The organism is Pedobacter jejuensis, from assembly GCF_003725795.1.
GTDB lineage: Bacteria > Bacteroidota > Bacteroidia > Sphingobacteriales > Sphingobacteriaceae > Pedobacter > Pedobacter jejuensis.
In genome coordinates, this window is the sequence record NZ_RBEE01000001.1 from 78,624 (window position 1) to 100,759 (window position 22,136).

The following is a 22,136-nucleotide window of genomic DNA, read 5'->3' on the forward strand; positions in this document are numbered from 1 at the left end:
AAATCAATTAAAAAAAAATATATACATTGCAAAGATTAACTCAACTATTAAAACTAAACGACACAAAAACTAAAACAGTTTTTAGAAACGTTTTTTTTTCGTTTTTCATCAAAACAATTAATATTGCAGTTAACTTCTTAACAATTCCACTGGTTCTAAGTTTTTTAAGTACTACTCAATATGGTATTTGGCTAACTTTGACAGCCATACTAAGTTGGTTTTCTTTTTTTGATTTAGGGCTTGGGAACGGACTCAGAAATAAACTGACTACATCTATAGCCGATAAAAATTATGAGGATGGAAAGATTTATGTTTCCACTACATATGGCTCGTTGGCTGTGATATTCGGAGTTCTTTTAATCGTTTTTTTGATTGTGAACCCATTCGTAAACTGGACATTAGTATTTAATGCACCCCCTTCAGCTGCTTCTGACCTCAAAATGGCAGTTACGTATGCAATCAGTTTGTTATTTGTTCAATTTGTTTTAAGATTGATTATTACTGTTTTATTAGCTCTGCAAAGGTCTGCCCTTGCTGATTTGGTCAATGTAATAGTACAAATTTTGGTTTTTTTTGGTCTTTATCTACTTAAATTTTATCACTTTAGTACATTAGCGTACGTAGCTTTAGTTTACTCAGTTATACCAGTTTTTGTTTTTCTTATCGTCAGCCTATTTCTATTTAGTACAACTTATAAACATTTAAGGCCCTCCTTTTCTCATGTAAGATTAGAGCATGCTAAGGGACTTCTGAATATTGGGCTTAATTTCTTCATTATTCAGATTGCTGCGTTAGTAATTTATGCTTCAGACAATTTCATCATTTCACAACTGTTTACACCTTCCGATGTAACTACATATAATATTGCTTTTAAATATTTCAGTGTAGGAAGTATTTTTTTTACTATTATCTTAACTCCATTCTGGTCCATGACAACCAAAGCATTCGCGGAAAAAGATTTGGATTGGATAAAAAAGACAATGAAAAAATTGTTCATTTTTTGGGCTTTTCTGGTTTGCATTTTGATTTTACAACTGTTAATTTCTGAAAAATTATATAGTATTTGGACCAATAATGCAATTGGTGTGCCTTTAAGTCTTTCAATTATAATGTGCTTGTATTATATTATTATTACTTGGGGAAGTATTTTTAGTAATTTTTTAAATGGAGTAGGAAAAGTGAAGCTTCAATTATACTTTGCTACGGCAAGTATGATACTTAACATACCTCTTGCAATTACCTTTATTAAAGTTTTCAAGTTTGGTATAATAGGCATACCAATGGCAACGATAATAGTCACAGGTATAGCTAGCTTAATATCTTATTTACAGTACAGAAAAATAGTTAACCTGAGTGCAACAGGCATTTGGAATAGATAGGCAAAGATGTTAAAAAATATAATTTTAAATATATTTAGAGCAACAAGATTTCATTTACTAATTAACAAAGTAAATGATATTGAAAACATTCAAAGTTGCAATCGTGGCGTTATAAATAATGGTGCTACATTTTATTCTGAGGCAAAGGTAAATAATCTTGCAAACAACCAAAGTAAAATTGTTTTAGGTAGCAATACCCATGTTAGGGGAGAATTAGGCGTTTTTAATTATGGTGGTCAGATTAATATTGGAGAAAACGTCTATGTAGGTGAACAAACTAAAATTATGTCTGGTGAAAGTATTGTAATTGGGAATAATGTTTTAATATCCCACAATGTGAATATTGCTGATTCCTCAGCTCATGAAATAGATTATCTTGACCGTGCACATGCTCATCTTAAAATGCTAAAATATGGTCACCCGAAAGAAAAGGGATCCGTTCAAACTTCACCAATTGTTATTGAGGATAATGTTTGGATTAATTTTAATTCTATTATTTTAAAAGGGGTGCATATTGGAAGGGGTTCCATTGTTGCTGCAGGAAGCGTCGTAACAAAAGATGTTCCCGCTTTTTCATTGGTCGCAGGCGTGCCGGCTAAGGTTATAAAATCCTTAATAAAGAAAGCCGATGATTAGAACTCTTATTTCTAAAATGATCTCCCTCTTAAGGAGAAAAAAATTCGATTCATACATTGAATCAGTAAGGCCATTTATTGATCTCGGAGAATCATATTTTTATAAAAGCTTTAAAATGCACTCATGTGATGGAGCATTACCAAATAAAAAATTTTTAAAAATTGGCAATAATTCCATCCTTGATTGCCAAATAAGCTTTCATGATAAAGATAGCGAATTTATTATAGGTAATAATTGTTGGATTGGGTCCAGTAATATCACGTGTAAAAATAAAATAGAGATTGGAGATAATGTCTTTATTTCTTGGAATTGCTACATTAGCGATCATAATTCTCACTCAATTAATTATTTAGATAGAAGAAATGATATTGAACAACAATTAAGTGACTATCGGAATGACTTTGATTTGCTTGCAACAAAAAATTGGACAACTGTTGCATCGAAGCCAATTAAAATTGAAAGTGATGCCTGGATTGGAATGAATTGCGTTATATTAAAAGGAGTAACAATTGGTGAAGGTGCCATCGTTGGTGCTGGTAGTGTTGTAACAAAGGACGTTCTGCCTTGGACTATAGTAGGTGGAAATCCAGCAAAAAAGATAAAAGATATTCCACAAGAATTTAAAAAGAAATGAAAGTAATAATTATAGGCTCTAAGGGATTCATTGGTTCACACCTCTTTAAATTTTTCTCTACTTCAAATGAAGTTTGGGGCGCTGACATATCCAGTAGTACCGAAGAAAAATATTTTATGCTTGCACTTCAAAATACGAGTTTTGAGTCCATTTTTGAAGAAAATGATTTTGATGTTTGCATTAATGCTAGTGGTAATGGAAGTGTACCAATATCGCTTAACAAGCCAGTTTATGATTACGAGCTCAATGTTACTAATACTATAAAACTATTAGATTCGATAAGGGTGCATAATCCAACATGTAAGTTTATTAATATGTCTTCGGCTGCAGTTTATGGTAATCCAACAACGTTACCTATAGTAGAATCTAATGTTCTTAAACCTTTATCGCCGTATGGATGGCATAAACTTTATGCTGAGCAATTATGCAAGGAATATTACTATTTGTATAATATTCAAACAATTAATTTGAGGCTTTTTTCCGTTTATGGAGAACATTTAAAAAAGCAGCTGTTTTGGGATACATATCAAAAGGCTATAAGGTCAAATCAGATAGAACTTTTTGGTTCTGGAGAAGAAACCAGAGATTTCATATACGTAGAAGATCTATTAAATGCGATAGATTGTATAGTTAAGAGGGGACTTTTTAACGGTGAAGCAATAAACATTGCAACTGGTAAAGAGACGAGTATAAAAGAAGCGACTCAAACTTTTTGCGAGTTTATTGACCCGAATATAAAGATTTCTTTTAATAATTTAATTAAACCTGGCGACCCTTTGAATTGGAAAGCAGATATAAGTATGTTAAAAAGCTTCGGCTTTGAGCCAAAAGTTAATATAGAGTTAGGGTTAGAAAATACAGTAAGATGGTTGAAAAAAAACAAATAACTTTAATATACTCGTACAACGATAACTGGATTGGTGGAACTTATTACATATTGAATATAATAAAGTCTTTAAAATTTTTGGGCGAGAACGATCAACCTAGAATTTTGGTAGTTTGCGATATAGGGACTGATAGAACTGAAATTTTAAAAATCGGATATAAATTTATCGATTTTCTTGAATTTTCTTTTGAATTTAATATTGGAGAACGAATCATTAATAAGATAGGAAGATTGATATTGGGCAAACTTTTAGTTAAAAAAAAAATACCTATCAAAGATGTCAAAAATCTTTATCCTGTGTCTGATTTTATAAGTACAACAAATGTTACTGGGTTTTACTATTGGATACCTGATTTTCAGGAGCATTATCTGCCTCAATTTTTTTCGAAAGGTGATTTGGCTAGTAGATTTAAAGCTCAGAACAGTTTAGTAAAGGGAAAGTATCCTATAGTTTTCAGTAGTCAAAATGCTTATGATGATTATGAGAAATTTTATCCACATAATCAAAATGAAAAGAAGGTTTTGAGATTTGTTAGTATTCTTGGCGCTAAATATTTGGACATCAATATAGATGTAGTATTAGAAAAATTTAAATTAAAAAAGCCCTATTTTATTGTTCCAAACCAATTCTGGAGGCATAAAAATCATATTGTAATTCTAAAAGCAGTAAAACTACTTGCACAGAAAAGAAAAGACTTCCACGTTGTTTTTACAGGCAAAGAGCATGATTTTAGGCATCCCGAACATGTACCTGAACTTAAACAATTTATTAAAGACAACAATCTTGAAGATAGATTTTCATTTTTGGGATTTATAGATAGAAATGAACAATTATGTCTTATGAAGCATTCGATATCTATAATCCAACCTTCCCTTTTCGAAGGGTGGAGCACTGTTGTTGAGGATACAAAAGCGATAAATCATTTTATTGTTTTATCAGATATAAATTTGCACAGAGAACAAATAAATCAGAATTGTCTGTTCTTTGATCCTTATAGCGATCAAGCTCTTGCTGATAAAATGGAAGAAGTTCTTCGGGGTGTAAATATCGTGGAAAATAACTATTCTGATGAAATCATGAAGAGTGGTTTGAAGTTTATATCATTATTTAATTAACATAAGTTAAGATATGGAATTGGTGCAAGTATCTAGAGTTTTATTAAATTTAATTCTAGCTAATTTATGATAGATACACTTCCTAAAATAACCATCATAACTGTTGTCTTCAATGGGAAAGATAGCCTGTTGCAAACAATAAATAGCGTATCTAATATTGGCTATAATAATTTAGAATACATTATTATAGATGGAGGCTCTAATGATGGCACGCAGGAAATTATACAAGAAAATGAATCTAAAATCACTTATTGGCTTTCAGAAAAAGACAAAGGTATTTACGATGCAATGAACAAAGGATGGGCAAAGGCGGATTCAAATTCTTATATACTTTACCTTGGTTCCGGAGATACTATAATCCAGCTACCAGATATGAATCAATATCGAGATATAGATATTATTTATGGAAATGTAAATTTAGGTGAAAAACATATTTTTCAATCAGAGATTAGCTGGCGGTCGTATTTTGGTAATACCATTCATCACCAGGCGTTGCTTATAAAAAAAGGTATCCATACATCTCCTCCATTTTCTTTAAATTATAAAATATATGCAGATTTTGATTTTAACCAAAGATTGATGAAAGCCGGGCATAAATTTCATAAAGATGAAAATTTTAGGGGTTATGCCTTAGAGGGAGGTGTAAGTGAAGAAATTGCTGTTAAGGAATCTTTACAGGTTGTTCGTGATAATTACGGAGTAGTGGTGAGTGCTATTGCAGCTGTCTACTATAAAGTGCAAAAAATATATGGGAATAAAAAAATTAATAGCAGTAATAGTTCTATATAAGAGTTCTTTAGAAAATTCTGAAAGCTTTAAAACGTTGAAGAATTCTCTGATAGATTTCGAGGATGAATTAACTTTGGTAGTTTACAATAATTCGCCTGATTACTGGACATATAATGGTAAAGCTCATAAAAGGGTAGACATTAAATATATTGAAGATAACACTAATTCTGGTGTTGGTAGAGCCTATAATGAGGCTTTTAAAATTGCTACAGTATTAGAGAAAGACTACATTATTCTTCTTGATCAAGATACAACCATTTCAATTGATTTTTTCGATTTATTTCTAAAAATCCTAAATAATCAGCAAAATGTGAAGGTTTCGCTATATTCCCCATTAATAACTAATGGTAAGAAACTTATATCGCCATCAAAATTTGTACTTTTTTCTAGTCAGGAGTTACATTATAAACCTAATGGGGTTGTCCCTTTGAAAGGATTAGCCGTAATTAACAGTGGATTAATAATTTCAACATCTTTATTTAAAGAAGTTGGAGGCTATAACGAAAAAATTAAGTTAGACTTTAGCGATTTTGATTTTTTAAAACGCTGCTTAGCTTTTACTCAAGATATTTTTATATTAAACACCGCATTTCATCACTCTCTATCAAGCGAAGAAGCTGTTTCGAAGCAAAGCGCCGTTACTAGATTCGATTATTATTTAGAAGGCGCCAAACACTACAAAAAAAATAGTGCTGTTGCTTTAGGCCTGTACACATGGATTTTTTTGAGGTCCATTAAATTGAATATGAAATATAAAACTTTTATCTTTACAAAAAAAACTATTCTTTCTTTAACTAAAATTGCATAATGCAGGATATTGTATTCTCTTTTGATCTCACTACCCTGACTTTTCTTTTTTTTGCAGTTTTTGCTATTTATTTCATTTTACTTAGGAAGCAAATATTTTTATGGTTTGATCCATTACTTATATTCATTTTTTTTAACAGCGTTTCAATAGCGTTTGTTATCTATTTATATTTTTTTGAACACTCTATTAAATTAGAATATTTTTTGAGTTTTATGTCCTGCATAATTGCTTTTATAGCGGGAATTGCATTAGGTGGTAGAAGGGGCTTACCAAATTTTAGTGAGGTAAAACGTGCCAATACAATCGGTTCTTCTTATAATTATGCACTTCTCGTTGATGTATTTATGGTAATATGCTTATTAATCATGCTTATATCAAATCTTTTAATGCTTTTAGTTAAAGGAAGTTTGCCTATTTTTTCAGCAAATCCAAGTGAGGCTAAAATCTTACTCTACACAGGTGGCTGGGGGATTGTCAAAAGGATAAATTTTGCATTATTGAATTTTGTTTTGGCAATTCCACTAATAAAAATGTTTCATCCTAGTATAAAACTAAAATTTAAACAGAAATCTTTTTATGTAATCTGCTTACTACTATGTGTGATGATTATGGTGACCATGGGCTCAAAATCTTCACTTTTAATAATGTTGAATTTATTGTTTGCTATTGCTTTAGTAAATAAATCATTTGGTATTTTGATTGTTGATAAATTAAAAACCAATTTTAATAAGGCGATTATCTCGAAATGGGCAAAATATTCTTTAATAATTGCTTTATCATTTATGTTAACTATAATCGTTTTATCTGGAGTAGAAACGTCCTCTTTGGATTCAGTTATAACTAGATTAGTTGCTTCTGGTGATGCATTTTATTTTTTTTATGTGTTCGATATCTATTCTGATTTTAATCATTCCGCAATAGATTATATTCCTCATATTTTGAACCCATTCTTAGCAATGATTAGAGCGACAGATTACGAATTTGCTATTGGAGCATATATAATAAACTATTCTATAGGTTTACCACTAGACGCATTAAGTACTTTCGGGCCAAATGCACAACATCCCTTGGAAGGCTTAATATATTTTGGAAAATACGGTGCACCTTTTTATTCTTTTAGTGTTGGATATATAATTTCTTATATTAGAATTGGTTTTTTAAGAAGAATGGGTCCATATCCAAACAATTTTATTTTAGTTATTTATGTTGTTTTGTCATCAATGATTATTACAGCCGCCACAGATGTACCTCTTTTTATGCAGGTCTTTTATGATGTAGTAATTTATGGGGTTATTGTTTTAATAGTATCAATACTTATAAGTGAAGTGTTGAATAAAGGTAGGAGGTATGTTTGAAAATTAGTGTCTGTTTAGCAACGTTTAATGGTAGTAAATATATCAAGGAGCAATTAATTTCAATAGCTTCGCAAATCAAAAAGGACGATGAGATTATTATTTCTGATGATCAATCATCGGATGATACCATTCAAATTATAGAAAGCTTTAATGACGATAGAATTAAAATCTTTATCAATGAAGGTGAACGAGGTTACTCAAAGAATTTCGAAAATGCAATATCAAAATCTTCGGGAGATATTTTATTTATATCTGACCAAGATGATGTATGGATGAATAATAAAGTAATCGAAATGGTCGATGCATTAAAGAATGCAACTCTAGTAATGCATGATGCTTTAATTGTTGACGGGGAATTAAATGTCATTAATCAATCTCATTTCGAATTATATAAAGTAAAGAGGGGTTTTTGGAACAACTTTTTAAAGACGAGATATATTGGAGCATGCATTGCATTTAGACGTGAAATTCTTGATAAAGCGCTGCCCTTTCCTTCTAATCAAAAACTTTGTGCTTATGATTATTGGTTAACAATTATTTCAGAATATTATTATAAAGTAGAGTTATTAGATAAACCTTTAATAAGATATAGAAGGCATGGGTCTAATGCATCAACAGGAGGAATGTTAAGCCAAAATTCTACGTATCATAAATTAAAAGTTAGATTTTATTCATTATATAATTTGTTAAATAGATAATTAATAAAATGAGTAATTTATTTAAGAGATATTCCTCTTTTCAACTGATAAAACTTGGTATCAATCTTATAAGGACTAAAGCATTATTTCGTAATGCTAAGATCATACGATTTCCATTTGATATAAGGGGGAAAAAGTATATTAAAATTGATAATGGATTTACTACAGGCGTAGGTTGTAGGATAGAGGCATACCCTATTAATGAGGAAACTGTTTTGACTATAGGTAAGAATGTTCAAATGAATGATTATGTACACGTTACTGCAATGGAAAAAGTTTCTATTGGAGATAATGTTTTGATGGCTAGCAAAATTTATATATCTGATTGCTCACATGGTAGCTATGCTGGAAATAAATTTGATAGCAGTCCTTTAACAACGCCAATGGAAAGAAAAATGCACTCTAAAGAAGTTATAATTGGAAATAATGTCTGGCTCGGAGAGTTTGTCTCCGTATTACCTGGTGTGACAATTGGCTCAGGAAGTATAATTGGAGCTAATTCAGTTGTATCTAAGAATATACCAAGCAACGTTATAGCTGTTGGTTCTCCTGCTAAACCAATTAAAAAATTTAATTTTGAAACCCAAAGATGGGATAAGATAGTAACAATATGAAAAATGTTTTAATTACCGGAGGAGCCGGGTTTATAGGAAGCAATTTGGCGCTAAAATTAATTAGCAAGGGTTATAATATAACTGTATTAGATAATTTATCTGTCCAGATACATGGCGAGAATGCAGAATCAACATCCCCATTATTTCAAAGTATCTATAATAAGGTAAAGTTTTTGCGGGGTACTGTTACTTCCAAACAAGATTGGGAAATGGCAATTGCTGGCCAAGATGTGATTGTGCATTATGCTGCAGAAACAGGTACTGGCCAATCAATGTATGAAATACAAAAATATGTTGATGTAAATGTGAATGGCACCGCTATTATGTTGGATTTATTAGCAAATACAACCCATCAGGTTAAAAAGGTAATCATTGCCTCTTCACGTTCTATTTATGGCGAGGGGAAATATATTAATCAAAAAGGTGAAAGCATCTATCCTAAACATCGTACCGCCGAATATATGGATAATGGCGATTTTGAAGTTAAATCACCTGGTTCAACAGAATTGCGATTAGTGGCTACGGATGAAGATTCAAAAATTCACCCATCTTCAGTTTATGGTATAACAAAGCAAAACCAAGAACAAATGATTATGACGGTTTGCCCTACTATTGGCGTTTCGCCTGTTGCGTTTAGATACCAAAATGTTTATGGGCCGGGCCAATCCTTAAAAAATCCATACACTGGTATATTATCAATTTTTTCGACACAAATAAAAAATGGCAATGGCATTAATATTTTCGAAGATGGAAGGGAAACACGCGACTTCGTTTTTATCGATGATGTTGTAGATGCTACAATTTTAGGAATAGAAAAGGAAGAAGCAAATAATGAAATTTTTAATGTTGGTACTGGTGTTCCTACAGATGTGATTACAGTTGCTAATGGGTTAATTGCAAATTATGGTATACATGTACCCGTTAAAGTTAGCGGTAATTATAGGCTTGGTGATATACGTCATAATTATGCAGATTTAACTAAAATTGAGAAATTATTAGGGTTTTCACCTAAAGTAAACTTTACGCAAGGACTAGCGCTATTTGCAAAATGGGTAAATACCCAAGAGGTGCAGGAAGATAAATATGAAAAATCTATTGAGGAGATGAAAGCAAAAGGGTTATATAAATAAGATGGACAATTTAAAGGGGAAAAGCATTTTATTATTATCTCCCAAATTTTTTAACTACGAAATAGAAATCGTAAATGCTTTAAAGGTAGCTGGAGCAAGTGTAGTTTGGATTGATGAACGACCATCAAATACGTTTTTTACCAAGGCAATTATAAGATTAAATAAAAATTTTTTAAAACGAAAAATCAAGAATTATTACAATTCAGTTTTAAAACAAATTTCAGATAAACAAAAACATTTCGATTTCATTTTTATAATAAGTCCTGAAACATTAACTCCAACAATATTAACATCAATTAAAACTCAATACTTAAATGCTAAAGTTATTTTGTACATGTGGGATTCGTTTAAGAACAAGGGTGCGCTTGAATTGCTACCATTAGTAGATAGGGCAATAAGCTTTGATAAAAACGATGCACAGCAATATGATTTAAGCTTTAGAGCGCTTTTTTATATAGATGCATATAAAAAACAATCAATTGCATTTAGATACGATTTGCTATTTACCGGAACAGCCCATAGCGATAGGTATAATTTTGTAAAAAGATTAGTTGCTAAAATTCCGGAATTAAATGTTAAGCTTTTTTTCTATTTAAGTAGCAAGAAATTGTTTTGGGCTAAAAAGCTATCTGATAAGGAATTTAAATCGATTAAGTTGAGTGATATCTCTTTTATTCCGCTAAACCATAAAACAACAGCAGATTTGGTTCATCGGTCGAAGATTATTTTAGATATAAATCACCCTAATCAAGTAGGTTTAACAATGCGAACTTTAGAAACATTGGGTGCGCAAAAAAAATTAATTACGACAAATAGCGATATCGTAAATTATGATTTTTATAACGAAAACAATTTTTTATTAATCGACAGAGAAAATCCTGTTATGCCGAATACTTTTATCAATTCTGAATACGTACCTACAGAAAGTGAATTACTTATTAAATATAGTATTCATGGATGGGTGTGTGATGTATTTCAGCTTAATCTTTAAATTAGTGCTTTATATATTTCAGTTGAAGCACGTTTAAATATAAAGAAACTGAACTTTATTTCTTAGAATCACCTTAATGAATAAAACAGATAAAATTCATATCGCAGGCCACCGTGGAATGGTAGGTTCTGCTATTTTAAGAAATTTGGAAGACAAGGGTTTTGTCAACATCATTATTCGTACTTCAAGTGAATTAGATTTAAGTGATACCGTTGCGGTGGCTAATTTTTTTGGAGTTGAAAAGGCTAATTATGTTTTTTTTAGCAGCAGCCAAAGTTGGTGGGATTGTAGCAAACAATACTTATCGTGCTGATTTTCTGTATGAAAATTTAATGATCCAAAATAACGTTATTCATCACGCATATCTAAATAAGGTCTCGAAGTTGATGTTTTTGGGTTCATCTTGTATTTATCCAAAACTTGCACCTCAGCCATTAAAAGAAGAATACCTTTTGACTGGAGAATTGGAGCCAACTAATGAGCCTTATGCTATTGCAAAGATTGCAGGTATTAAAATGTGCGATGCTTATCGTGCGCAATATGGATGCAATTTCATTTCAGTTATGCCAACGAATTTGTACGGACCTAATGATAATTATGATTTAAATAACTCCCATGTACTGCCTGCTATGTTAAGAAAATTTATAACAGCAAAGAAAAATGGAGATGCTACAGTTACAATTTGGGGTACAGGTATACCAAAGAGAGAATTCCTACATTCAGATGATTTGGCTAGTGCCTGCGTGTTTTTAATGGACAACTTTGAACAGGATGGATTTGTTAATATAGGAGTGGGAGAAGATATATCTATAAAGGAACTTGCACATTTGGTAAAAGACGTTGTTCAATTTGAGGGTGATGTAATTACAGACCATTCCAAACCAGACGGCATCCCAAGAAAATTAATGGACGTACAAAAATTAAATGCTATGGGCTGGAAAGCATCCATTGATTTGAAAAATGGAATTTCAAGAGTTTATGAAGAAATAAAGTACAATGACTGGAACTAATAACACATATGTTTTAATAATGGCGGGCGGCGTTGGCTCCCGTTTTTGGCCGAAAAGCCGAAATCACTTTCCTAAACAATTTATAGACATTTTAGGATTAGGTAAATCTCTGCTTCAGTTAACTTATGAAAGATTTCTAAATATTTGCTCAAATGAGCAAATCTATATTTTAACCAATGAGAGTTATGCAGGTTTGGTTGCTGAACAACTTCCTGAACTTTTGGAAAATAACATTCTTTTAGAGCCAAGCAGAAACAATACTGCTCCATGCATAGCTTATGCCAGTTACAAGATACATCAGCAGAATCCCAATGCGAATATAATTGTTGCACCATCTGATCATTTAATACTTAAGGAAGATGTGTTTTTGGGTAAAATAAATCTTGCCCTTAATTTCGCTTCAAAAAATGATGCCCTATTAACCTTAGGAATTGAGCCGAGCCGTCCAGATACTGGCTATGGATATATCAAGTATAAACGCATGGATTCAGAATATCAAATTTCTAACGATATTAAAAAAGTTGAAGCTTTTATGGAGAAGCCTTCTTTAGATAAAGCAAATGAATACCTCAGGAATGGTGACTATCTCTGGAATGCAGGTATATTTATCTGGTCTTCAAAATCTATTATTAATGCTTTTGAATTACATGCACCATTAATTAGTGAATTATTTAAAGGAGGGCTTTCGATTTATAATACCAATTCTGAACAAAATTTCATCAATGAAAATTATCCAAAGTCACCTAATATTTCTATCGATTATGCTATTTTAGAAAAGGCAGATAATGTCTATACTATTCCTGCTGATATTGGCTGGTCAGACTTAGGCACTTGGGCATCATTGCATGAAGTTGCAAATAAAGATGGATATGAAAATTCTGTTAACTGTGATATAATAACCTTAAAAAACACTAATAATTGTCTTATTCAGTTGCCTCCAGGTAAAGCCGCTGTAATCAAAGGCATGGAAAATTTCATTATTGTAGATGATGGGAAGGTATTGTTGATTTATCCAAAATCAGACGAACAAGAGATTAAGCAAGTTGCAAACGAAATGGTTGCAAATTTCGGGAAAGACTTTCAATAGTAGGATGACATGTCGGTTTCGTTACGGAATTGCCCCGGTGTATATTGCATTGAAGGTTCTGCAAGGTCTTCTTTTTAAATTATTTCTTAGCTTTGGACCAACATTTATAAAATATTGATGACGCTTAATTACCTACTTTTTTTCGGCCTTTTTTTTCTTATAGAATTACTCTACTTTAAAATAGCAGATCATTTTAATATTATTGATAAACCAAACGCTAGAAGTTCGCATACTGCAGTAACCATACGCGGTGGAGGTATAATATTTAGCTTAGCGGCGATATCTTTCTTTTTTGTATTTGGCTTTCAATATCCATGGTTTATTTTAGGCCTGGTTTTAATTACTGCCATTAGTTTTTTAGATGACGTGTTTACGCTAAACAATAAAGTTAGACTAAGCATTCATTTAATTTCGGTTTTATTGATGTTCTACCAGTGGGGTCTTTTCGAATTGGATTGGTTTTGGATTCCCGTTGCGTTAATCTTCGTTATCGGCACTATAAATGCCTATAATTTTATGGATGGTATCAATGGTATAACAGGTTCATACAGCTTATTAGCCATTTGTACTTTATTGTACATAAATGAATATGTTGTTGGCTTTACTTCTTCCGAATTTTTAATTGTGATTGCACTATCCTTACTGGTATTTAATTTCTTCAATTTCAGGCATAAGGCTAAGTGCTTTGCTGGTGATGTAGGAAGTGTGAGCATTGCCTTCTTAATTGTTTTTTTTATTGGGCAGTTGATATTAAAAACACAGAATTTCAATTATATCTTGTTGTTGCTGGTTTATGGTTTGGATGCGGTAGTTACGATTGCATTTCGTTTAGTGAGGAAGGAAAACATTTTCGAAGCCCACAGAAGTCATTTTTATCAGTTTTTGGCTAATGAGCGGAAGTGGTCGCACTTGGTGGTTTCAGGTTTGTATTTTATAGTTCAATTGCTCGTAAATGTGTTGATAGTTGCTTTTATACAAGATTCTTACGGCATAGCTGCTGGTTTTGCCTTGCTATTTGCCGTACTGTTTTTAATTGTACGGTTTGGAACGGAAGGGAAAAAGAGGTTAATAGGGGGTGTAGGTTGAGGTTGAGGTTAAGGTTGAGATGTTTCCTTCGACAAGCTCAGGATGACACGTTTAATTAACCACCTAAGACACTTAAGAAAATCTATGTAAGGTTGAGGTTAAGTTTGAGGCTAAGGCTGAGGTTGAGGTTCAGATCTGTCCTTCGACAAGCTCAGGATGACAAGTCTGTGGAGTTTGTAATATCGCATAGCTCCCTCTCTTCAAGGAAAGGGCGGGGGGTGAGGTTATAGATTGCCACGGCTCGCTCATGCCAAAGCCTCGCAATGACGGTTTTTGATGTCCTTAGACAAGCTCAGGATGACACGTTTAATGTAACCACCTAAGACATTTAAGGAAATCTAAGTAAGGTAAGGCTAAGTTTTAAGTTTGAGGTTATAGATTGCCACGGCTCGCTCATGCCAAAGCCTTGCAATGACGGTTTATGATGTCCTTTAAAATGCTCAAGAGGGTATAGCTGGATTAATGTTGGCATCCTAATTGAAGTAAGTTGTAAAGTAAAGTAATATATATATATTGATATAATTTTTATATTTATCTTTACATGAAATAAAGCCTATTGAATTTTGTTTACACAAATTAACATTGTTCCTCGCTGGATCATATTCCTGCTGGACATCATCATCTGTACCTTTTCGATGGTATTGGCCTATAGTTTAAGGTATAACCTCGATTTAACCGCTGTAGATATCCAGGAAATGGCCAGAAATCTGTTGATTTTGGGTGTAATTAATATTGCAGTATTTCTAAATATTAAAACTTATGCGGGGATCATAAGGTATACAAGTGCTCAAGATTCATTCAGGATTCTATTTTCGGTAATCATTACCAACGGAACATTCTTTGTACTAAACTTAATCGTAATAACTTTTTTTAGGTCATCTCTAGTTCCAAATACTGTATTAATCACCAATGGCTTAGCGAGTTTTTTATTGCTAATTACCTATAGGGTTTTGATAAAATACTTTTTTTTATACATCAAAAATTTAAAATTAGATAAAAAGAAGGTCATTATATACGGTGCCGGTGAGGCGGGTTTGGCAACCAAAAGAACTTTTGACCATGATGGAAGTGTAAATAAAAATATTGTAGCTTTTGTTGATGATGATGAACGTAAAGTGGGTAAAACCATCGATGGTGTAAAAATCCTGGATGCTAAAAATTTGAAAGATTTGATTCAAAAACACGAATTGGATGAAATCATTTTTGCCTCCTATACCATTCCGGAAGACCGGAAAGATTACGTGATAGATATGTGTCTGGAGAATGACATCAAAATTTTGAATATTCCACCACCAGATGTTTGGACCAATGGTAAACTGCAAACCGCACAAATTCAAAAATTAAATATTGAAGATTTATTAAACCGTAAGTCGATAGATATTGATATTGATGGTATTGGTAAGATGCTGGATAGAAAACGAATTTTGATTACCGGAGCCGCTGGTTCTATTGGTAGTGAAATTGTGCGTCAGCTATCTAAATTTGATGTTGGCTTAATTATAATCTGCGACCAGGCCGAATCAGCTTTGCATGAATTGTACTTAGAATTAGAAGAGAATAACAGAAGCAAAAATTTTCATGCTTTTATTGGTGATGTAAGGGATGAGCAGCGTATGGATGTTTTGTTTGATACGTACAAGCCACATTACGTATATCATGCGGCTGCCTATAAGCACGTACCATTAATGGAAGATAACCCAGCGGAAGCCATTAAGGCGAATGTTTTGGGTACCAAAACTATCGCTGATAAATCGGTTAAGTACGGCGTACAGAAATTCGTCATGATTTCTACCGATAAGGCCGTAAATCCAACCAATGTGATGGGCGCTTCAAAACGTATTGCTGAAATTTATGTCCAATCTTTAAATAACTCTTTAAGTCAGGATAAATTTATTTTCAGCAATGGATTAAGTTATATCAATGAGTTAGAAGTAAAGCCCATTACAAAATTTATTACCACTCGTTTTGGTAATGTTTTGGGTTCAAATGGTTCGGTAATACCAAGGTTTAAACAACAGATTGAAAAGGGTGGACCAGTAACCGTTACACACCCGGAAATTACGCGTTATTTTATGACGATACCCGAAGCTTGCCGATTGGTTTTAGAAGCTGGCTGTATGGGCAAAGGTGGAGAAATTTTCATCTTTGACATGGGGAAATCGGTAAAGATTGTAGAATTGGCCAAGAAAATGATTCGCCTTGCCGGTTTGGAACCTAATGTTGATGTAAAAATTGAGTATTCTGGATTAAGACCAGGAGAAAAATTATACGAAGAATTGCTAAATGATAACGAAAATACCATGCCTACCCACCATCAAAAAATTATGATTGGTAAAGTGAGGGAATATGTGTTTAATGATATTGGTGAAGAGATCAACAGGCTTATTTTATCCGCCAAATCAAATAACGACAGGCAGGTTGTCATCAACATGAAAAAATTGGTTCCCGAATTTAAAAGCAAAAATTCAATTTTCGAAGAATTGGATCACCGGGCTTAATCGGAATCTAAATTCTTACTATGAAAAAACTTATTTATTCTTTACTGCTACTAACTCTTTTCTCTTCCTGTTCAAAGAATGTCGAAAACGAAGCTGAAGTTTATTTTAACGACTTTGAATCAAAAAACCTCAGTAACATCACATCTGGCGTAATCGAAGCCTATAACGGCTCTAATGTTATCGGGCGCTACAATTCAGGCGGTTTTGATTTACAATTGGATAATTTACCAAAGCATAAGTTGATTGAGGTATCCTTTGATTTATACATTCACGATAGTTGGGATGGTAATAAGACCGGTACAGGCATTGACGGACCAGATATTTGGAAGTTTATTGTTGATGGGAACTTATATGTTAACACCACATTTTCTAATGAAGATTGTAATGCTGACTTTTGTCCGCCACAATCTTATCCTCAAGATTACCCCAATTACAACCACAACCCAAAATCGGGTGCTGTAAATCCAAATTTACCCGGCGTTTGCAATTTGCAAGGTAAGATTGGTGGAACTACCTTATATCGAATTACCAAAACCATTGAGCATTCGAAATCTTCAGCATTGATGCAGTTTAGAGATCAATTGGTACAAACCAATACGGCCGATAAAAAGTGTGATGAAAGCTGGTCTGTTGATAACATTAGGGTAAAAGCAATTAGTTTATGAAAAAAATAATTTTACTCTTCTCTCTTTTCCTGATATTTTTAAATTACGTTGCTAAAAGTCAGTCGCTCCCCGTTGGTACGATGGCTTTAGAGGATGCCTACCGCAGAAAGCAATTGTCTGGTGAACTTGATTTATCGATTTCATTTACTGTTAGACCACTTATTCCTTTGAGTGGGTTTAACCAAAAAGATGGGTTTTATCCTGATTCAACTGAGAAAAGATATAACCTTTTAAATGCCGATATTCGTGGTACCTCCAAAGACGGAAAGTTTAAATGGCAGTTATTGCCACTAAGTTTACAAATGCAGGTAAATTCTCATCATCCATACGGTTGGAATGATGGCGCAATGCTACCCGCGAAAGGCTTACAAACGGTAGCCAGTGCTGGTATTTATGCAGAATATGGTTGGCTTTCTATCCAATTCAGGCCAGAAATAGTCTTGGCTGCTAATGGTGATTTTGATACTTTTGATAAAGATCATTATGATGTAATTGCTGCCCGTTATTACGATTTTTATAACAATATAGATTTGCCTGCCCGATTTGGAAATGATGGCATAACGCAGGCGTATTGGGGTCAAAGCAGTATCCGAGTGAATTACAAGGCTATGTCTTTTGGATTGTCCACTGAAAATTTATGGTGGGGACCAGGCATGCGGAATTCGCTTTTGATGAGCAATACTGCTCCCGGCTTTAAGCATTTAACCTTAAATACCCGTAAGCCCATTTCTACACCGGTAGGTTCTTTCGAAGGACAGATTATAGCAGGCAGATTGGAAAATTCGGGCTATGGTGTTTTGGAACCAGAGCGGGAATATTTTGGAGAATCCTTATTTGTTCCGAAATATAATGGCTGGAGATACCTGGCGGGCTTGGTACTAACTTATCAGCCTAAAATTATTCCAGGCTTTTTCATTGGTTTAACCAGAAGCTCTCAAAGCTATGGTTCGAGCATGAATTCTTTTGGAGATTATTTTCCTTTCTTCTCCTCAAAGAAACAAAGTATGGCAGCAGAAGCCATTAATAAAAGAGATCAAAGAAATTCTTATTTTATGAGGTGGCTGTGGCCCGAAGAAAAGGCAGAGGTTTATTTCGAATACGGAAGGAACAATTACTCGGGCGATAGCAAAGATTTGCAATTGGAAGCAAATGTTTCCAGGGCTTATATTTTTGGGGTACGTAAATTGTTTCCTTTTGGTAGAAGACAAAATGAAAGCTTAATGGTAAGCGCAGAAGTAACTCAAATGCAAGAAACCGATGTGACTAAAGTTTTAAATTTAGAGAGTTGGTACACCAGTAAAAACATCAGGCAGGGATATACCAATAGAGGAGAAGTTTTAGGTGCGGGAATTGGTCCTGGTGGCAATTTGCAATCTGTAGAAGTGAGTTGGGTAAAAGGTTTGAAACGTTTGGGTTTACAGGTAGAGCGTTTCGTACACAACAACGATTTTTATTATTATGCTTATGTTGATTCGAGAGATTATAGAAGGCATTGGACGGATTTAAGTCTGGCGGCAAGTGGGGAGTGGGATTACAAAAATTTTATTTTCAATGCTAAACTTCAAGGCATCCAATCTTTAAATTACCAATGGTATTTACTTCAAAATCCTGATCAGCCTTATATGACGCCAGGAAAGGATGCATTCAATTTACAAATTCAAGCAGGGATAACTTATAGGTTTTAAGCATAAAATATGAAATACATTTATCAACTTATATTTATCGCGATTATAGGCAGCTGCTCTTTACATCTATCGGCGCAAACGATTCCTGTTGGCACACCACTTATTGAAGACTATTATCGAAGGGCTCAGTTGTTAGGGAAATTGGATTCTTCCATTTCTTATAGTGTGCGCCCACTATCGGCCGAGGCTTTAAAAACAGACAACATTTTCGACCCGGAAGGAACATTGGAAGCGGATTCGTGGATAAAATCTTCAGGACCGATTCAATTTGCCAACGGCAAAGGTGTATTTCAAATATTGCCATTTTCGTGGCAGCAACAATTCAATTCTCATCATCCTTATGGCTGGAATGATGGTGCGATGATTCCGGCGAAGGGTTATCAAACTTTAGTATCTGGGGGCTTTTTCGCTAAATTTGGTCCTTTGAGTATACAGTTAAAACCTGAGTTTGTGTATGCTCAGAATTCGTCTTTTGAGAGTTTTGGAGATAATAGAAGCGATGCAGAACTTAGTGCCTATTATGGTGGAAATTATAACCTTATCGATGCGCCAGAACGCTTTGGCAACTCATCTTATCAAAAATTATCGTGGGGGCAAAGTAGCATACGCTTAACGGTTGGTCCAGCATCTTTAGGATTATCTAATGAGAATATTTGGTGGGGACCAGGTGTTAAGAATAGCTTGATGATGAGTAACAATGCAACAGGTTTTAAACATGTTACCTTAAATACCGTAAGACCTGTAAAAACTTATATTGGTTCTTTTGAGGCTCAGATAATTGGTGGACGATTGGAAGAATCGGGTTTCTCTCCTCTAAGTATTACAACGCTATCAACTGGTACCAATATATATTCTAAACCAAGGAGTGACTGGAGGTATCTTGCAGGCTTAAATGTTAACTATCAGCCTAAATGGATACCAGGATTATTTTTGGGCTTTACCCGTACTTTTATGTCGTACGGACCTGACCTTGACGGTATTGCGAGCTACATCCCTTTCTTTATTCCTTTTCAAAAAACAAACATAGATAATGGGGGTGGTGATGATGGTTTGGCTAGAGATCAGAGGACATCGTTGTACGCCAGATGGCTATTTACAAAAGCACACGCTGAAATTTACTTTGAATACGGATTAAATGATAATTCTTTTAATTTTAGGGATTTTATTGGTTCGCCTGATCATTCAAGAGCTTACATCTTTGGCTTACGGAAATTGGTTCCTTTAAAAGGGAAAACGGATGAATTTATTCAGGTTAATGCTGAAATAACCCAAATGTCTCAAACGATAGATGGTTTGCTTTTGAGGGGTGCTGGTAGTTTTTATTACCATGGGGAAGCACGTCAAGGTTACACAAATAATGGAGAAGTTTTAGGTGCTGGAAGTGGAACGGGTGGTAATGTTCAATCCATTGATTTGAGTTGGATTAAGGGAATGAAGAAATTAGGCTTAAGTTTTGAGCGTTACGAACATAACAGAGATTTTTATGACTCAGCTGGTTTTGGAAGTGCAAAGGGTGGTAGTAGAAGTTGGGTAGACTTTGCTTTCGGGGCACAAGGTGAATGGAATTATAAAAACTTACTTTTTAATGCGAAGCTTCAGGGTATTAAATCTCTTAATTACCAATGGAGGCAAAAAGATCTTACGGATACGCAATATTACATTCCAAACAACGATGTATTTAATTTTCATGGCGAATTGGGCGTAGCGTTTAGGTTTTAAGTGAGGTTGAGATCGAGGTCAAGGTTGAGATTAACGTTAAGTTGTATCTAGATATTTAGGTTAAAAAAACATTAAGGGCAATAAGAGAAATAAGTAATTTGTTGTAAATTTATTCCCTCTAGCCCTTAATGCAATCTTTGAGGAGGATACTTCAACAAGCTTAGGGTGACACGTTAGAAAAAATCTAGACTATTTGTTCAAATTTATGTAATACGAGGGTAGTACTTCGATAAGTTAACATCGATAGGTATTACCAGTTATTTCTAAACATTGAGGCATTAAGATAGATAAGTATTACTCTTAAAATTAAATTCTATATTGTTCTTCATTTAATACTTTTATTAAGTAACTCTTTTATTAAGATCCTTCGACAAGCTCAGGATGACATGATAGGAAAACTCTACACCAGGTGTTTAGATTTACTTAATACGAGCATAGTACTTAGATAAGCTAAACATCGATATTCATTTCTAATTTATATTTAGACATTGAGGCATTTAGAGAGATAAGTGCTACTCTTAAAATTAAATTCTATATCGTTCTTCATTTAATTCTTTTATTAAAGTCCTCCGACAAACTCAGGATGACAATAAGAAAACCAAAAGGTTAATGTTCTTGCGAAACATGTTAAAACATTAAGGAATTAAGAAAGGTAATATTCCATATATTCCTATGTAAATCTTTCAAAGAAAAGTCCTTCGCAATAAAAACTAAAAGGTTAATGTTACTGCGAAACAGATTTTTAAACATTAAGAAAGGTAAGTACTATTCTTAATGTTTAATTCCAAGTGTTTCTGAACGTAAAGGTCTCAAGAAAGTCCATCGACAAGCTCAAGGATGGCAATAAAAACTAAAAAGTTAATGTTCCAGCGAAACATGTTAAAACATTAAGGAATTAAGAAAGATAATATTCCATATATTCCTAAGTAAATCTTTCAAAGAAAAGTCCATTGACAAGCTCAGGATGATTATAGTTGGATTATTAATTTTCCTTCACATTATTAATAGGCTGTTTTTTTTAGTTAAAGTCACCCTGAATTTATTTCAGGGTCTTATTTGCAGGAAAGATGCTGAAATAAATTCAGCATGACGTGTCGTAAAAGCAATACGGAGATAAAACAGCAATTTATTTATTTCAAGAATCGGACTCAAGTTACAAAGATTTCTCGGCTACGCTCGAAATGACGCCCTATATTCCCGTCATCTCGATTGGAGCGCAGCGGGATAGAGAGATCTTTGACCAATGGTTTCGCTAATTGTAAACCTGAATTCCTTTATTAATTTTCCTTCACATTATTAATAGGCTGTCTTTTTTTAGTTTACCTCACCTGAATTTATTTAAGGGTCTTA

At 33.5% G+C, this 22,136-nt stretch carries 18 protein-coding genes and 1 pseudogene; all 19 read left to right on the top strand.

Annotated elements, in window-relative coordinates:
- Nucleotides 1-26 precede the first annotated feature (26 nt).
- The 19 genes and pseudogenes from D7004_RS00350 (at nucleotide 27) to D7004_RS00440 (ending at nucleotide 20,786) form a co-directional block, all read left to right on the top strand.
- A complete protein-coding gene (locus D7004_RS00350) occupies nucleotides 27-1,379 on the top strand; it encodes an oligosaccharide flippase family protein (RefSeq protein ID WP_167459364.1) in 1,353 nt (450 codons plus the stop codon).
- 6 nt (nucleotides 1,380-1,385) lie between these two features.
- Entirely contained in the window at nucleotides 1,386-2,015 is a 630-nt protein-coding gene (locus tag D7004_RS00355; RefSeq protein WP_123203884.1) for an acyltransferase, read from the top strand.
- The gene (locus tag D7004_RS21115) at nucleotides 2,008-2,649 is read left to right on the top strand and encodes an acyltransferase (protein ID WP_123203885.1); all 642 of its coding nucleotides are present in this window, start codon (nucleotides 2,008-2,010) and stop codon (nucleotides 2,647-2,649) included. The genes D7004_RS00355 and D7004_RS21115 overlap by 8 nt, the downstream gene beginning before the upstream one ends.
- Nucleotides 2,646-3,536: an NAD-dependent epimerase/dehydratase family protein gene (locus tag D7004_RS00365; protein ID WP_123203886.1), complete on the top strand. Its 891-nt coding sequence runs from the start codon at nucleotides 2,646-2,648 to the stop codon at nucleotides 3,534-3,536. The genes D7004_RS21115 and D7004_RS00365 overlap by 4 nt, the downstream gene beginning before the upstream one ends.
- Nucleotides 3,515-4,651, top strand: a complete 1,137-nt coding sequence (locus D7004_RS00370) for a glycosyltransferase (protein WP_123203887.1) — start codon at nucleotides 3,515-3,517, stop codon at nucleotides 4,649-4,651. The genes D7004_RS00365 and D7004_RS00370 overlap by 22 nt, the downstream gene beginning before the upstream one ends.
- Before the next feature lie 66 nt (nucleotides 4,652-4,717).
- A complete protein-coding gene (locus D7004_RS00375) occupies nucleotides 4,718-5,440 on the top strand; it encodes a glycosyltransferase family 2 protein (RefSeq protein WP_123203888.1) in 723 nt (240 codons plus the stop codon).
- Complete coding sequence (locus tag D7004_RS00380) at nucleotides 5,400-6,248, top strand: glycosyltransferase (protein WP_123203889.1); 849 nt, start codon at nucleotides 5,400-5,402, stop codon at nucleotides 6,246-6,248. The genes D7004_RS00375 and D7004_RS00380 overlap by 41 nt, the downstream gene beginning before the upstream one ends.
- Nucleotides 6,248-7,603: an O-antigen polymerase gene (locus tag D7004_RS00385; RefSeq protein ID WP_123203890.1), complete on the top strand. Its 1,356-nt coding sequence runs from the start codon at nucleotides 6,248-6,250 to the stop codon at nucleotides 7,601-7,603. The genes D7004_RS00380 and D7004_RS00385 overlap by 1 nt, the downstream gene beginning before the upstream one ends.
- On the top strand, nucleotides 7,600-8,301 hold the full coding sequence (locus D7004_RS00390; RefSeq protein ID WP_123203891.1) for a glycosyltransferase family 2 protein: 702 nt from the start codon (nucleotides 7,600-7,602) through the stop codon (nucleotides 8,299-8,301). Before D7004_RS00385 ends, D7004_RS00390 begins: the two co-directional genes overlap by 4 nt.
- A gap of 8 nt (nucleotides 8,302-8,309) precedes the next feature.
- Nucleotides 8,310-8,915, top strand: a complete 606-nt coding sequence (locus tag D7004_RS00395) for an LbetaH domain-containing protein (protein WP_123203892.1) — start codon at nucleotides 8,310-8,312, stop codon at nucleotides 8,913-8,915.
- Complete coding sequence (locus D7004_RS00400; protein WP_123203893.1) at nucleotides 8,912-10,045, top strand: NAD-dependent epimerase/dehydratase family protein; 1,134 nt, start codon at nucleotides 8,912-8,914, stop codon at nucleotides 10,043-10,045. Before D7004_RS00395 ends, D7004_RS00400 begins: the two co-directional genes overlap by 4 nt.
- A 1-nt stretch (nucleotide 10,046) precedes the next feature.
- Nucleotides 10,047-11,036, top strand: a complete 990-nt coding sequence (locus D7004_RS00405; protein WP_123203894.1) for a CgeB family protein — start codon at nucleotides 10,047-10,049, stop codon at nucleotides 11,034-11,036.
- Nucleotides 11,037-11,112: 76 nt separating this feature from the next.
- A pseudogene (locus D7004_RS00410) lies at nucleotides 11,113-12,046 on the top strand (GDP-L-fucose synthase family protein).
- Nucleotides 12,033-13,133 (top strand): mannose-1-phosphate guanylyltransferase, encoded by a 1,101-nt coding sequence (locus tag D7004_RS00415; protein ID WP_244214206.1) that lies wholly within the window; start codon nucleotides 12,033-12,035, stop codon nucleotides 13,131-13,133. Before D7004_RS00410 ends, D7004_RS00415 begins: the two are co-directional and overlap by 14 nt.
- A gap of 117 nt (nucleotides 13,134-13,250) precedes the next feature.
- Nucleotides 13,251-14,219 carry an MraY family glycosyltransferase gene (locus tag D7004_RS00420; protein WP_123203895.1) on the top strand — a complete coding sequence of 323 codons (969 nt, stop codon included), beginning with the start codon at nucleotides 13,251-13,253 and terminating at the stop codon, nucleotides 14,217-14,219.
- A 563-nt stretch (nucleotides 14,220-14,782) separates the two neighbouring features.
- Nucleotides 14,783-16,717: a polysaccharide biosynthesis protein gene (locus D7004_RS00425; RefSeq protein ID WP_123203896.1), complete on the top strand. Its 1,935-nt coding sequence runs from the start codon at nucleotides 14,783-14,785 to the stop codon at nucleotides 16,715-16,717.
- Nucleotides 16,718-16,737: 20 nt separating this feature from the next.
- Complete coding sequence (locus D7004_RS00430) at nucleotides 16,738-17,382, top strand: hypothetical protein (protein WP_123203897.1); 645 nt, start codon at nucleotides 16,738-16,740, stop codon at nucleotides 17,380-17,382.
- On the top strand, nucleotides 17,379-19,067 hold the full coding sequence (locus D7004_RS00435) for a capsule assembly Wzi family protein (RefSeq protein WP_123203898.1): 1,689 nt from the start codon (nucleotides 17,379-17,381) through the stop codon (nucleotides 19,065-19,067). Before D7004_RS00430 ends, D7004_RS00435 begins: the two co-directional genes overlap by 4 nt.
- Before the next feature lie 9 nt (nucleotides 19,068-19,076).
- Complete coding sequence (locus tag D7004_RS00440) at nucleotides 19,077-20,786, top strand: capsule assembly Wzi family protein (RefSeq protein WP_123203899.1); 1,710 nt, start codon at nucleotides 19,077-19,079, stop codon at nucleotides 20,784-20,786.
- The last annotated feature ends 1,350 nt before the right edge of the window (nucleotides 20,787-22,136 follow it).

Coding starts and splice junctions, on each gene's coding strand:
- D7004_RS00355 (WP_123203884.1), top strand. CDS start 1,386: ATGTTAAAAAATATAATTTTAAATATATTTAGAGCAACAAGATTTCAT.
- D7004_RS21115 (WP_123203885.1), top strand. CDS start 2,008: ATGATTAGAACTCTTATTTCTAAAATGATCTCCCTCTTAAGGAGAAAA.
- D7004_RS00365 (WP_123203886.1), top strand. CDS start 2,646: ATGAAAGTAATAATTATAGGCTCTAAGGGATTCATTGGTTCACACCTC.
- D7004_RS00370 (WP_123203887.1), top strand. CDS start 3,515: ATGGTTGAAAAAAAACAAATAACTTTAATATACTCGTACAACGATAAC.
- D7004_RS00375 (WP_123203888.1), top strand. CDS start 4,718: ATGATAGATACACTTCCTAAAATAACCATCATAACTGTTGTCTTCAAT.
- D7004_RS00380 (WP_123203889.1), top strand. CDS start 5,400: ATGGGAATAAAAAAATTAATAGCAGTAATAGTTCTATATAAGAGTTCT.
- D7004_RS00385 (WP_123203890.1), top strand. CDS start 6,248: ATGCAGGATATTGTATTCTCTTTTGATCTCACTACCCTGACTTTTCTT.
- D7004_RS00395 (WP_123203892.1), top strand. CDS start 8,310: ATGAGTAATTTATTTAAGAGATATTCCTCTTTTCAACTGATAAAACTT.
- D7004_RS00400 (WP_123203893.1), top strand. CDS start 8,912: ATGAAAAATGTTTTAATTACCGGAGGAGCCGGGTTTATAGGAAGCAAT.
- D7004_RS00405 (WP_123203894.1), top strand. CDS start 10,047: ATGGACAATTTAAAGGGGAAAAGCATTTTATTATTATCTCCCAAATTT.
- D7004_RS00415 (WP_244214206.1), top strand. CDS start 12,033: ATGACTGGAACTAATAACACATATGTTTTAATAATGGCGGGCGGCGTT.
- D7004_RS00420 (WP_123203895.1), top strand. CDS start 13,251: ATGACGCTTAATTACCTACTTTTTTTCGGCCTTTTTTTTCTTATAGAA.
- D7004_RS00430 (WP_123203897.1), top strand. CDS start 16,738: ATGAAAAAACTTATTTATTCTTTACTGCTACTAACTCTTTTCTCTTCC.
- D7004_RS00435 (WP_123203898.1), top strand. CDS start 17,379: ATGAAAAAAATAATTTTACTCTTCTCTCTTTTCCTGATATTTTTAAAT.
- D7004_RS00440 (WP_123203899.1), top strand. CDS start 19,077: ATGAAATACATTTATCAACTTATATTTATCGCGATTATAGGCAGCTGC.